At 70.6% G+C, this 12,859-nt stretch carries 10 protein-coding genes; all 10 read right to left on the bottom strand.

Annotation, left to right across the window (positions count from 1 at the left end):
- Positions 1–26 precede the first annotated feature (26 nt).
- The 10 genes from DYE07_RS12175 to DYE07_RS12220 all read right to left on the bottom strand — a co-directional run bounded on the left by DYE07_RS12175 (position 27) and on the right by DYE07_RS12220 (position 12,791).
- A complete protein-coding gene (locus DYE07_RS12175) occupies positions 27–1,298 on the bottom strand; it encodes a glutamate-5-semialdehyde dehydrogenase (protein WP_040014386.1) in 1,272 nt (423 codons plus the stop codon).
- On the bottom strand, positions 1,282–1,941 hold the full coding sequence (locus DYE07_RS12180) for a NifU family protein (protein ID WP_038568714.1): 660 nt from the start codon (positions 1,939–1,941) through the stop codon (positions 1,282–1,284). The genes DYE07_RS12175 and DYE07_RS12180 overlap by 17 nt, the downstream gene beginning before the upstream one ends.
- Complete coding sequence (gene feoB, locus DYE07_RS12185; RefSeq protein WP_115297180.1) at positions 1,938–3,857, bottom strand: ferrous iron transport protein B; 1,920 nt, start codon at positions 3,855–3,857, stop codon at positions 1,938–1,940. Before feoB ends, DYE07_RS12180 begins: the two co-directional genes overlap by 4 nt.
- Positions 3,854–4,090, bottom strand: a complete 237-nt coding sequence (locus DYE07_RS12190; protein ID WP_237723739.1) for a FeoA family protein — start codon at positions 4,088–4,090, stop codon at positions 3,854–3,856. The genes feoB and DYE07_RS12190 overlap by 4 nt, the downstream gene beginning before the upstream one ends.
- 88 nt (positions 4,091–4,178) lie before the next feature.
- Entirely contained in the window at positions 4,179–5,420 is a 1,242-nt protein-coding gene (gene proB / locus DYE07_RS12195) for a glutamate 5-kinase (protein ID WP_170957143.1), read from the bottom strand.
- Between the two features lie 36 nt (positions 5,421–5,456).
- Positions 5,457–6,983, bottom strand: a complete 1,527-nt coding sequence (gene obgE / locus DYE07_RS12200; protein ID WP_062257584.1) for a GTPase ObgE — start codon at positions 6,981–6,983, stop codon at positions 5,457–5,459.
- 196 nt (positions 6,984–7,179) lie between these two features.
- Complete coding sequence (gene rpmA / locus DYE07_RS12205; RefSeq protein WP_006944241.1) at positions 7,180–7,446, bottom strand: 50S ribosomal protein L27; 267 nt, start codon at positions 7,444–7,446, stop codon at positions 7,180–7,182.
- Between the two features lie 49 nt (positions 7,447–7,495).
- Complete coding sequence (gene rplU, locus DYE07_RS12210; RefSeq protein ID WP_006944318.1) at positions 7,496–7,801, bottom strand: 50S ribosomal protein L21; 306 nt, start codon at positions 7,799–7,801, stop codon at positions 7,496–7,498.
- A 342-nt stretch (positions 7,802–8,143) separates the two neighbouring features.
- The gene (locus DYE07_RS12215) at positions 8,144–11,449 is read right to left on the bottom strand and encodes an Rne/Rng family ribonuclease (protein ID WP_370448851.1); all 3,306 of its coding nucleotides are present in this window, start codon (positions 11,447–11,449) and stop codon (positions 8,144–8,146) included.
- A gap of 592 nt (positions 11,450–12,041) precedes the next feature.
- Positions 12,042–12,791 carry a TIGR03936 family radical SAM-associated protein gene (locus DYE07_RS12220; RefSeq protein WP_115297182.1) on the bottom strand — a complete coding sequence of 250 codons (750 nt, stop codon included), beginning with the start codon at positions 12,789–12,791 and terminating at the stop codon, positions 12,042–12,044.
- Between the last annotated feature and the right edge of the window lie 68 nt (positions 12,792–12,859).

The following is a 12,859-nucleotide window of genomic DNA, read 5'->3' on the forward strand; positions in this document are numbered from 1 at the left end:
GTCGTCAGGATGCGGCGCGAGTGACGTCAGCGGATCTGGCCGTCGCCGTCGACGATCCACTTCGTCGTCGTCAGCTCCGCGAGCGCCATCGGGCCGCGTGCGTGCAGCTTCTGCGTCGAGATGCCGATCTCGGCGCCGAAGCCGAACTCGCCGCCGTCGGTGAAACGCGTCGAGGCGTTGATCATGACGACGGCCGAGTCGACCTGCGCGGCGAACGTGCGCGCTGCCGCGCGGTCCTCGGTGACGATGCAGTCGGTGTGATGCGTCGAGTAGCCATCGATGTGGGCGATCGCCCCCTCGAGGCTGTCCACGACACCGACCGACATCTCGAGGCCGTGGAACTCGGTGCCCCACGCCTCATCCGTGACGGGCTGGGTCGCGACGCCACCGGCGAGGGCAGCGGCGCGTTCGTCGGCGTGCAGGACGACACCGCGCTGGGCGAGCTCGGTGAGCACGCGGGGCAGAAACGTCTCGGCGACGTCGGCGTGCACGAGCAGACTCTCGGCCGCGTTGCACACGCTCGGCCGGTGCGTCTTGGAGTTCACGGTGATGTCGAGCGCCATGTCGAGATCCGCCGCGCGATCGACGTAGACATGGACGTTGCCCGTGCCCGTCTCGATGACCGGCACGCTCGAACCGGTGACGACCGCCTCGATGAGCGCGGCCCCACCGCGCGGGATGACGAGATCGACGAGACCGCGCGCGGTGATGAGCGCCGTCACGTCGTCGTGGCCGCCGTCGAGCAACTGCACCGCATCGGCGGGGAGTCCCTGCTGTTCGTACGAGGCGCGCAGTGCCTCGACGATCGCGGCGTTCGTCGCCGCCGCGGCCGAGCCGCCGCGCAGGATCATCGCGTTGCCGCTCTTCAATCCGAGCCCCGCTGCGTCGACGGTGACGTTGGGGCGCGCCTCGTAGATCATGCCGACGACCCCCATCGGCACGCGCACCTGCTTGATCTGCAAGCCGTTGGCGAGAGTGTTGCCGCGCGTCACCTCGCCGACGGGGTCGGGCAGCGCCGCGACGTCGCGCAGCGCCTGCGCGACCTGGGTGACGCGTTCGGGCGTCATCCGCAGCCGATCCTGCAGGCTCTCGCTCATGCCGCCCGCAGCGCCCCGCGCCAGGTCCTCCTCGTTCGCCGCGACGATCGTCGCGGACGCGGCCTCGACGGCGTCGGCGAGCGTCAGCAGCGCGGTATCCTTCTCGGCGCGCGAGAGCAGCGCGAGGCGTTTCGACGCGGCGCGCGCCGCGCGACCGGCGGTCTCGATGCGGTGACGGGTTTCTTCAGCGACGTCGCTCATGCGCCCACTGTAGGAGCGCACGCCCGCCTCGCTCCAGTCCGCCCGAGCGCTTCTTCACGGTGTGGGCACGCACCTCGCGCACCCCGCCGACCCGCGCGCGCAGCTCGTCCTCGATGCGCCGGTGCAGCGTCATCGCCGCCGCGGGGCAGCCGTCGCACGCGCCCGTGAGGCTGACGGTGACGACGCCGCGCTCGACGCCGATCAGCGTGATGTCGCCGCCGTGCGAGTGCGCCACTTGCTCGGCGACGTCCGCGACGACCACTCGGGCCTGCTCGGCGATCTCGGTGTCGTCGGCAGCGCCCTCGTCGAATTCGCCCACGGCGTCCCCGTCGGCGTTGCTCGAGGCATCGCTCGGCTCGACGCCGCCGGGCTCACGCGCAACGAATCGGCTCGACGTGTCAGCAAGCACGTCGCTCAGCGCGTCGCGCACGGCTGCTCCGTCACTCGCCCACGTGTGCGGCGCGCGCAGCCTGACGACGAGCGCGCCCGGTTCGCTGACCATGTCGCCGGCGCCCGCGCGCGTCAGCGCCTCGGGCCACGCCGCGAGCGCTCCGAGCGGGACGTCGCACCGCGCTCCGGAGAAGCGCCACCGCACGACGTCTGGATCGGGTGTTGCCTCCGGGTGCAGGGCGAGGTCGCTCATGTGAGCGCGAGCACGATGTGGCGAGCGAGGAACGCCATGCCCCATGCGAGGACGAACATGTACGCCCACGCGATCGCCGGCCAGCGCCACGTGTTCGTCTCGCGACGCATGATCGCGATGGTCGAGACGCACTGCAGGGCGTAGACGAAGAACACGAGCAGCGCGACGACCGTCGCCGTCGTGAAGACGAGCTGCCCGGCGTGCGGGCCGTCGCTGAACGTCATCTTCATGAGCGCCGCGCGCGGGTCCTCGGGGTCGGTCGCGCTCGCCACCTGCCCGAGCGTCGCGACGAAGACCTCGCGCGCACTCGTCGCGCCGAGCAGCCCGACGCAGATGTGCCAGTCGAACCCGAGCGGCGCGAAGATCGGCTCGATGAACCGCCCGATCGAGGCGGCATACGAGTGGTCGATGACGTACGCGGCCTTCTCGGTGTCGCCCATCCCGGCGGTCTCGGCGCCGCGGGCCGGGAAGTTGAGCAGCACCCACAGCGCGACCGTCGTCGTCAGGATGATGCCGCCGGCCTTGCGCAGGAACATACGCACCGAGTGCCACATCGTCGTCACGACGTTGCGGATCGACGGGAAGCGGTACGGCGGCATCTCCATGTAGAACGGCAGCGACGCATCGCGCAGCGCCGTCGCCTTGAACACGGCGACCGCGACGAGGGCCGACAGCCCGCCGAGCACGTACAACCCGAAGAGCACGAGGCCCTGCGCGTTGAACGGCCCGTACCGCTGCCCCGGTTCGACGAGCAGCGACGTCAGCAACACGTAGACAGGCAGGCGCGCCGAGCACGTCATGAGCGGCGCAGTGATGATCGTCGCGATGCGGTTGCGTGACGACGGGATGGTGCGCGTCGCCATGATGCCTGGCACCGCGCATGCGAACGAGCTGAGCATCGCGACGAACGCGCGGCCCTCCAGCCCCGTGGCGGCCATGATCCGGTCCATGAGGAACGCCGCGCGCGACAAGTACCCGACGTTCTCGAGCAGTGACAGGACGAGGAACAGCAGCATGATCTGCGGCACGAAGACGAGCGTCGCGCCGACACCACCGATGATGCCGTTGCCGACGAGTGAGGCGAGCGTGTCGTTCGGGATGTGTTGCGCCTGGGCGCCGAGCCACGCGAACCCCTGCTCGACGAGATCCTGCAGCGGCGCAGCGACGGTGAAGATGGCCTGGAAGAACAGGAACATCGTCGCGAAGAACACGGCGAGACCGGCGACCGGGTGCAGCAGCACCGCGTCGATGCGCCGCGAGCGCGTGTCCTGCCCGGCGGGCATGTACTCGGCGGCCGCGAGCACCGAACGCGACCACGGCGCGAGCTGCGCATCCTGCGTCGGCGGGCTGACGACGGGCCGCGTCCAGGCGGGGACGTCGGCGAGCAGGGCGCGGACGTCGTCGACCCCCGCGCCCGTCGCCGCCATGACGGCCCGCACCGGCACGCCGAGGGCCCGCTCGAGGGCTGCGACGTCGAGGTGGCCGCCGCGCGCGTGCAGTTCGTCGATCATCGTGAGGGCCAGCATCGTCGGCTTGCCCAACGCGATCGCGCGCGCGACGAAGGGCAGCGAGCGTCGCAACGTCGTGGCGTCGGCGACGACGATGAGCGCGTCGGGTGCCGGCACGCCGTCGAGTCGGCCGGCGAGGGCATCGACGACGACCTGCTCGTCGGGGCTCACGGCCTCGAGGCTGTAGGTGCCCGGCAGGTCCTCGAGGACGAGGTTCGTCCCGCCTGCGCGCACGTCTCCGAACGAACGCGACACCGTCACGCCCGGGTAGTTGCCCGTCTTCGCGCGCAGACCGGTGAGTCGGTTGAAGAGGCTTGACTTGCCGGCGTTCGGCGCGCCCAGCAGCGCGACGCGGGTGCTCGTCGCGGCGTCCGCTGTCGCGACGTCATCGGGGGCGTGGCAGCTCACAGGACGTCGACGCGGATGGCACCCGCGTCACGCCGACGCAGGCAGAGTTCGTAGTCGCAGACACGGAAGACTATCGGATCGCCCATCGGCGCACGGCGCACGACCTCGATCTGTTCACCCTCGCGGAAGCCGAGCTCGCGCAGGCGACACAGGACGGCGTCGGCGCACCGGGACGCATCGAATCCGACGACGGTGGCGTGGGAGCCGGGCCGCAGCAGGTCGAGAGTCGTCATGGGCCTCACCTTCGGAGCACTCGCATCGTCGCGGGACGCGGCGATCATAGGCAAGGCTAACTTTACTCCCCCGGGCCGAACAAGTGGCTCAGGGCAGCAGCACCAGATGATCGCGGTGGACGAGGCTGCGCTCGAAAGCCGGGCCGATGGCGTCGCTCAGATCGCGAGTCGTGCGCCCCATGGCACGGTGCACGTCGGCGACGTCGTAGTTGACGAGCCCGCGCGCGAACACGTGGCCGTGACGGTCGGCGAGGTCGACGGCGTCGCCTGCGAGGAATCGCCCCTGCGCCTCGATGACACCCGCGTGAAGCAGCGAGCGCCCCTTCGTCCGCACGGCCTCGACTGCGCCATCGTCGAGCACGAGGCGCCCGGCCGGGTGCGTCGCGTGCGCGAGCCACAGGCGTCGCGCGCTGCGACGACGACCTGTCGGCGCAAATGCCGTGCCCACCTGCTCGCCGAGCAGCGCGTGGCGCGCGTTCGGCATCGACGTCAGCATCGTCGGGATGCCGGCTGCGGTCGCGATGCGCGCCGCGTCGACCTTCGTCCGCATGCCCCCGGTGCCGACACCGGATCCGGTGCCGCCGATCTCGACGTCATCCATCGCGGCGACGTCCGCGACGAACGGGATCCGCGAGGTGCCCTCGCGGCTCGGCGGACCGTCATAGAGGGCGTCGACGTCCGAGAGCAGGATGAGCGCGTCGGCGTCGACGAGGTGCGCGACGAGCGCCGCGAGCCGGTCGTTGTCACCGAAGCGGATCTCCTGCGTCGCGACCGTGTCGTTCTCGTTGATGACGGGCACCGCGCCGAACTCGAGCAGCGTCTGCAGCGTCGAGCGGCCGTTGAGGTACGTGGCGCGGCGGGTGACGTCCTCCGTCGTCAGCAGCACCTGCCCCATCGTCAGCCCGAGACCCTGGAACAGCAGCGAGTACGCGGACATGAGCTGTCCCTGCCCGACGGCAGCTGCGGCCTGCGCCTGCGGCAGCTCCGTCGGGCGCGTCGGCATGCCGAGCTGGCCCATCCCCGCAGAGATGGCTCCGGAGGAGACGAGCAGCACCTCCTTGCCCGCGTGCCGACGCTCGGCCAGCACCCCGACGAGCTCCGTCAGCGCCTCGTGGTTGATGCCGCCGCTCGTGTGGGTGATCGAACTCGACCCCACCTTGACGACGACGCGCTTGGCTTCGCGGACCTGCGCGCGCACCGCGTCGCCGTCGACGGCAGGGGTCGTCGGGGGCGTCTGCGGGGCGTGCTCGGCATGATCGTGCTCGTCGCGCACATCAGCCGCACGCGTGGCGTGCTCGTCGGGCATGGTCGTCGTGGCGTCTGCGTTCATCGGGCGACTCCTTGCTGCACCGACGCGCGGGGCGCGTCACTCCTCGGTGCGGTAGCTCTCGTGCTCGGTCCAGACTCCGGCCTGACGTTCGGCCGCGAGCTCTTCGCGCGCCAGACGCTGACCGTCCTTGCGGTTGTGGAACTCGTCGCGCTTCTCGGCGCGCGACGGACGCGACGCCTCCTCGAGGCGTAGGTCGGTGCCGCGGGCGCCGAGCAGTTCGGCGCCGGCCTGCAGGGTGGGCTCCCAGTCGAAGACGACAGCGTTGTCGCCGGGACCGATGAGGACGGTCGAGCCGGGCACCGCGCCCGCCTTGAACAACTCCTCCTCGATACCGAGTCGGTTGAGACGATCGGCGAGGTAGCCGACGGCCTCGTCGTTGCTGAAGTCGGTCTGGCGCACCCAGCGCGTCGGGCGATCCCCGACGATACGGAACAGCGTGCCGTGCGTGCCACCCTCCTTCACGATGCGGAACCCGGCGTCGTCCATGGCCTTCGGACGCACGATGACGCGCGCCGGCACGGCCGACTCGACCTCCTGACGCGCCTGCTCGACGTGCTTGGCGAGCGCGAACGTCAGCTCCTTGAGGCCCTGGTGCGCAACGGCGGAGACGATGAACACCTCGAGGCCGCGTGCTTCGAGGTCGGGCTTGACCATCTCGGCGAGTTCGCGGGCGTCCGGCACGTCGGCCTTGTTGAGCACGACGATGCGGGTGCGCTCGGAAAGGGGCTTGCCGCCGAGGGATTCGTCGGCGACGTACTCGCTCAGTTCGTGCTCGATCGTGTCGAGGTCGCTCATCGGGTCACGGCCCGGCTCGAGCGTCGCGCAGTCGATGACGTGGACGAGGACCGAGCAGCGCTCGACGTGACGCAGGAACTCCAGGCCGAGGCCCTTGCCCTGGCTCGCGCCGGGGATGAGACCGGGCACGTCGGCGATCGTGAAACGCTGCGAACCAGCCGTCACGACACCGAGATTGGGCACGAGCGTCGTGAACGGGTAGTCGGCGATCTTCGGCTTCGCGGCGCTGACGACGGAAACGAGCGAGCTCTTGCCGGCGCTCGGGAAACCGATGAGGGCGACGTCGGCGAGCGTCTTCAGCTCGAGCACGATGTCGTTGCTCTCCCCCGGCTCGCCGAGCAGCGCGAAACCGGGCGCCTTGCGCCGCTGGCTCGCGAGGGCCTTGTTGCCGAGGCCGCCGCGGCCACCGGCGGCCGCGACGTAACGGCTGCCGAAACCGACGAGGTCGGCGAGGATCGTGCCGTCGCGATCCTTGACGACGGTGCCCTCCGGCACGGGCAGGACGAGGTCGTCGCCGTCGGCGCCGTTGCGTTCGTCACCGGCACCCGGCTTGCCGTTCTGCGCGCTGCGGTGCGGGCTCTTGTGGTACTCGAGCAGCGTCGTCACCTGCGGGTCGACCTCGAGGACGACGTCACCGCCGTGCCCGCCGTTGCCGCCGTCCGGGCCACCGAGCGGCTTGAACTTCTCACGATGCACGGAGGCGACGCCGTGCCCACCGTTGCCGGCCGTCACGTTGAGGACGACGCGGTCGACGAAGTTGGTTGCCATGGGTGATTCCTTTCGGCGCGCGCGAGGCGCGTGGCGCGGCCGGGCCCGTGAGGCCCGTGGTGCCGCCGTGATGCGGTGCCGCGTCGATGCGTCACCACGTTGATTCTATGAGCGTTCCGAGACGCACGTGAGGGGGTGAGCCGCGACGCGCGGGCTCACCCCCTCACGCGGGGTGATCAGATGATCGCGTGAGCGATCAGGCCGTGATCTCCGGCTCGACGACGATGTCGACGACCTTGCGGCCCTTGCGCTCGCCGAACTTGACGGCGCCCGGGGCGAGGGCGAAAAGCGTGTCGTCGCCGCCACGGCCGACGTTCTCGCCGGGGTGGAAGTGCGTGCCGCGCTGGCGGACGATGATCTCGCCCGTGCCGACGACCTGGCCGCCGAAGCGCTTCACGCCGAGTCGCTGTGCATTGGAGTCACGACCGTTGCGGGTCGAGGATGCACCCTTCTTGTGTGCCATGTCAGAGCCTCTTTCGAAATCTGTGGAAGATCAGGGGTGAGCGCGAGGCTCAGCCGATCTTGGTGACCTTGATCTGCGTCAGCGGCTGACGGTGGCCCTGGCGCTTGCGGTAACCAGTCTTGTTCTTGTACTTCATGATGGTGATCTTCGGGCCCTTGGCGGCCTTGACGACCTCGGCGGCCACCTTGACACCGGCCAGCTTGTCGGCCTCGACCGTGATGTCGGCACCGTCGACGAGCATGAGCGGCTTCAGCTCGATGCTCTCGCCCGGCTGCGCCGAGACCTTGTCGATGAGGAGGACATCGCCGACGGAGACCTTCTCCTGGCGACCACCCGCGCGAACAATCGCGTACACGTTGGACTCTCTTTCGTCATGGCACGCTCGCTCTGTCTGACCGGCCGATAGCTACCCCGGTTTCGCCGCGCACACGCACGAGGCGCAGGCTGGCGGTGACGGGACATCGGGCGCGGTGGGCGCACCAAACGTAAAGAATACCTGGCGGCGGGTGCGGGGCCCAAATCGTCCTGATGGCCCGCCGGCTGTCGGTGCCTCGCCTCGCCAGGACGCTTGAGGTCTGAAACTCCGCGGTGCCGGATTGAAGTCTTCACGACGACGGTTGGGGGCCGAAAATCCGCCATGCGGAGTTTCGGCCCCCAAGATCGTCGGGACGACGTGGTGCGCGCCCCGCGCGATCGATCAGTCGTCGCTCGCTGCCTTCGGCGCGGGTGCCCCGGCGGGCGAGCTGACGCGAGCACGCTTCTTGCGTGCCGGAGCCTTCTGCTCGCCAACGGCAGCCGACGCCGCGTCAGACGTGTTGCTCGCCGTAGCCGTGTTGTGGGCCGTGGCCGTGTCGTTCGCGGTGGTCGCGTCGCTCGTCGTGGTCGAACCCGTCGAGTTCGACGCCGAGCCGTCCTCCCCTGCGACCTTCGTCAACGGGGCCGACGACGACGCCGGCGCGCTGAGGTCGACCGGCTGCAGAGTGACGGGCGCACCCGCGCTCGAACCGGCGCGGCGACGCGGACGCTTCATCGGCGCCGGCGTCGTGCCGGCCGACGAGGTGACGACTGCCGATGACGTGGCGTTCGCCGGAGCATCCGACGTCGATGCGGCACCCAGCGTCGGGCCGTCGGTCGATGCCGTGTCCGTGCCGGAGCTCGCCAGTGCCGCCGAAGTCGACGGCGTAGCCGAGGTCGACGTGCCCGACTCAAATGCCTCGGACGGTGCGGTCGATGCCGACGCCGATGCCGCCGGCACCGTCATGACGCTCGCCTCACCGGCTCGTGCGGGCGCACCCGTCGACGCCGCCGCGCGACGCGAACCGCGACGACGCGCCGTCGGGGCCTGCGCCGTCGACGCCGTCGCAGTGGCAGCGCTGCCCGCGTCGGCAGGAGCCGAACCGCTCACCGTCGTGCCGTTCGTCGCGATGTCGGCAGCGGCACCCTCGTTCGCCGCAGGCGCGCTCGTCACGTCGCCCGCGTCCGTCGAGGCGTCGGCAGCAGCCTGGGCGACGCGCTCCGAGCGCGGCTTGACGCGACCGGAGCGGCGCGTGCCCGACTTCTTGGGCGCACTTGTCTCGGGAGCAGCCTCAGCCGAGCCAGCGCCGTCCTGCGGCGACACCGTCATGACGGCGTCGTCGTCAGACGCGGTGGAGACGGGCTTCGACGTCGCCGACTTGTCGCCCGCGGAGATCGCTGCGGCGTGCGCGGCCGCGGCGATCTGCGCGAAACCGTTGTCGCGCTCCGCCTTCGACTCGCCGGCCTCGTCCTGACGACCCTGGTGCTGACCGCCGTTCGAGCCGCCGGTCGAACCGTGCGAACCGTTGCCCGGGGTGTCACGGCCACCACGACCACCGCGCCCGCCACGACCCTTGCGGTTCGTGTCGTTGCCGTTGATGTCGCGGTTCTCGACCGGGTGGTCGTGGATGACGATGCCGCGCCCCTGGCACGACTCGCACGTCTCGGAGAAGACCTCGACGAGGCCCGCGCCGACGCGCTTGCGCGTCATCTGCACGAGGCCGAGCGAGGTGACCTCGGCGACCTGGTGCTTCGTGCGGTCGCGGCCCAGGCACTCGAGCAGGCGACGCACGACGAGCTCGCGGTTCGCCTCGAGCACCATGTCGATGAAGTCGACGACGATGATGCCGCCGATGTCGCGCAGGCGCAGCTGACGCACGATTTCCTCGGCCGCCTCGATGTTGTTCTTCGTCACGGTCTCCTCGAGGTTGCCCCCGGAGCCGACGAACTTGCCGGTGTTGACGTCGACGACCGTCATCGCCTCGGTGCGGTCGATGACGAGCGAACCGCCCGACGGCAACCACACCTTGCGGTCCATGGCCTTGGCTAGCTGCTCGTCGATGCGGTGCTCGGCGAAGACGTCTTCGTCGCCCTCCCACTTCTCGAGGCGCTCGACGAGGTCCGGCGCCACCTCGGAGATGTAGGTGTGCACCTCGTTCCAGGCACGCTCGCCGGAGACGACCATCTTCGCGAAGTCCTCGTTGAACACGTCGCGGATGACGCGGACCGTCAGATCCGGTTCGCCGTGCAGCAGCGACGGCGCGTTGGCCGTCTCGGCCTTCGCCTGGATGCGCTCCCACATCTTCATGAGGCGCTCGACGTCGGCGCGCAACTCCTCCTCGGAAGCACCCTCGGCGGCGGTGCGGACGATGACGCCCGCGTCGGCCGGCACGACCTCCTTGAGGATGCGCTTGAGGCGCGCGCGCTCGGTGTCGGGCAGCTTGCGGCTGATGCCCGTCATCGAGTTGCCCGGCACGAAGACGACGAAGCGTCCCGGTAGCGAGATCTGCGACGTCAGGCGGGCGCCCTTGTGGCCGATCGGGTCCTTCGTCACCTGGACGAGGACGCTCTCGCCCGCCTTGAGGGCGTGCTCGATGCGCTTGGGCTGGTTGTCGAGACCGGCGGCGTCCCAGTTGACCTCGCCGGCGTACAGGACGGCGTTGCGCCCGCGGCCGATGTCGACGAACGCCGCCTCCATCGACGGCAGCACGTTCTGCACCCGGCCGAGGTAGACGTTGCCCGCCATCGAGCTCGCCTGCTCCTGACGCGAGACATAGTGCTCGGCGAGCACCCCGTCCTCGAGGACGCCGATCTGAGTGCGCCCCTCCTGCTCGCGCACGACCATGACGCGCTCGACGCTCTCGCGGCGTGCGAGGAACTCGGCCTCGGTGATGACGGTGCGGCGGCGTCCCGCCTCACGGCCCTCGCGGCGGCGCTGCTTCTTCGCCTCGAGGCGCACCGAGCCCTTGATGGACGTGATCTCGTCCTTCGCGCGACGCGGCTCGCGCACCTTCGTCACGGTGTTCGCGTCGTCGCCGTCCGAGCCCTGACCCGAGCCGCTGCGACGGCGACGGCGCGTGCGCTTGCGCGACCCCGCGTCGTCCTGGGCGTCGTCGTGCTTCGAGCTGTCGTCCTGCGCGGCGTTGCCGTCGCGCTTGGAGCCGTCGCCCTGCGCCGCGTCGTCGTGCTTCGCGTTGCCACCCTTGGAACCGGAGTCGCGGTCGTCGGCGTCGTCGTGCTGAGCCTGCGAACCGTCGCGGGCGTCGTCACCCTTGTTGCCGCGACGGCCACGGCCGCCGCGTCGGCGCCGACGCGGGGTCTGCTCGTCGTCGTTCTCATCGTTCTCGTCGTTCGCGTCGTGGTTGTCGTCGGTGTCGGCCGACTGCTTCGCGCCCGCATCGTCCGCGTCCTCGCGCGAGCCGTGAGCGGCGTCGTCGGACGACGCGTCGCCATTCTCGTCGTGCTGCGCGTCATCACCGCGACGGCGGCGGCTGCGCGAACGCGCGGGGCGCGGCTGCTCGTCGGCCTCGTCGTCGCCACCTGCGCGGCCGGCGGGTGCCTCGTCACGCGGCGACTCGTCATCGGCGCGGCGCGAGCGGCGGGGCACGCGCGTCATCGGGTCGGCGGCCTGGAACACGAGGCCGAACGCGGCGCCGGCGGGCGCGCCCTGGCCCGAGTCGCCATCGGTGACGTCCTCGTCACCGTCGATGGCCTCGACCTCGACCTCGTCGCTCGTGTCAGCGTCCTGCGCGGGCTCGGCCTGCGGCGCTGTGAAGGGGCTGCCGGCCGCGAACGGGCTGGCGAAGGGGAATTCAAGATTTTCGGGGGCCACGGGGCCCTCCTTCTTCGTCGGCACGACGTGTGCCACAGAAAGACCACCTGGGCCTTGCACGCGCCGCGGCGCGGATCGTTCGTATCGCCTGCGATCGTTCGTGTCCGCAGGACGGAAGTCGTCTTCTACGTGGCCCGTCGGCTCGCGCTGCGCGCGGCACCGGACGTCACGCCGCAGAGCTTCTCGGTCGGCGGCTTCGCATGACGATGCGTCGGCCACCCTCGCGCGATTCGCGGTGCACCGGCTGCGGCTCGCGCCGCATCACCTGCGCTCCGACGGCGCGGTCGGAAGGTTCTGCGGGAGCGGCAGGCTCTGTGAGACCTGCACGTTCCATCCGCATTATCGCACAGTCATCGCACGGGTGTCGGCAGGCCGGCGGCCTCGTGTCCACATGGCGTCACAGCGCCTCCCCCACGCTGCGCCTCCCGACCGACGCCTCCCGCCCGGGGGCTGCGTTCGGATGGAGGTCTCAGGCGTCGAACGGGTCGATGACGCGGCCGCTGGCTTCGAGGACGCCTTGCGCGAGACGCGTCATGAGCGGCGAACGCGGCACCTGCAGGCCCGTCAGCTCGGTGAGACCGGTCATGACGTCGATGGGGCGCACCGCGGGCGTCGTGTGCTGGATCGTCATCGTCCAGCGCACGAGGTCACGCCCGTCGGCATCGCCGGCGCGCACGAGCACGACGTCGGAGGCGAGGATGGCCTGACGCACGTCGAACTCGCGCGCACCCGACTTCGTCATGCGGGTGACGAGCAGCTCGGCGCGATCCATGAACGTCGCCACGGCGTCGGTGATCTTCTCGAGCGTGACGCCTTCGAAATCGAGCTGCCACACGCTGGCCTGGAGCAGGTCGGCGAGCGCTCCGGGTGCGGCCTCGACGACGCGCAGCACGGCCATGTCCTGCGGCAACGATTCGTCGAGCGCTGCGCGCAGCGCCTCGAGGTCGCACTGCTGCGTCAACTGCAGCTGGAAGTACTCGGCCTCGGAGGCGGCCCCCGTCGGCGCGGCGTTCGCGTACGAGATACGCGGGTGCGGGTGGAAGCCTGCGGAGAACGCCATCGGCACCCCCGCGCGACGCACGGCACGCTCGAGGGCGCGCTGGAAGTCACGCGTCGAGGAGAAACGCAGACGTCCGCGCTTGGCGTACCTCACCGAGACCTTCTGGACGGCGGGTGCGGGGGGCGGACCTTCGGGAACTCGCTGACGTGCCACGAGCACGAGCCTACCGTCGACGCAAGGGCGCGCGGATCACCGCACCGTCACGCGGCTCGCCGGCACGACGAGGC

The sequence above is a fragment of the Dermacoccus nishinomiyaensis genome (genome assembly GCF_900447535.1).
Taxonomy (GTDB): domain Bacteria; phylum Actinomycetota; class Actinomycetes; order Actinomycetales; family Dermatophilaceae; genus Dermacoccus; species Dermacoccus nishinomiyaensis.

Bases quoted from the DNA above. Each gene is read 5' to 3' on its own strand.
- DYE07_RS12175 (WP_040014386.1), bottom strand. From the start codon at position 1,298: ATGAGCGACGTCGCTGAAGAAACCCGTCACCGCATCGAGACCGCCGGT.
- DYE07_RS12180 (WP_038568714.1), bottom strand. From the start codon at position 1,941: ATGAGCGACCTCGCCCTGCACCCGGAGGCAACACCCGATCCAGACGTC.
- DYE07_RS12190 (WP_237723739.1), bottom strand. From the start codon at position 4,090: ATGACGACTCTCGACCTGCTGCGGCCCGGCTCCCACGCCACCGTCGTC.
- proB (WP_170957143.1), bottom strand. From the start codon at position 5,420: ATGAACGCAGACGCCACGACGACCATGCCCGACGAGCACGCCACGCGT.
- obgE (WP_062257584.1), bottom strand. From the start codon at position 6,983: ATGGCAACCAACTTCGTCGACCGCGTCGTCCTCAACGTGACGGCCGGC.
- rpmA (WP_006944241.1), bottom strand. From the start codon at position 7,446: ATGGCACACAAGAAGGGTGCATCCTCGACCCGCAACGGTCGTGACTCC.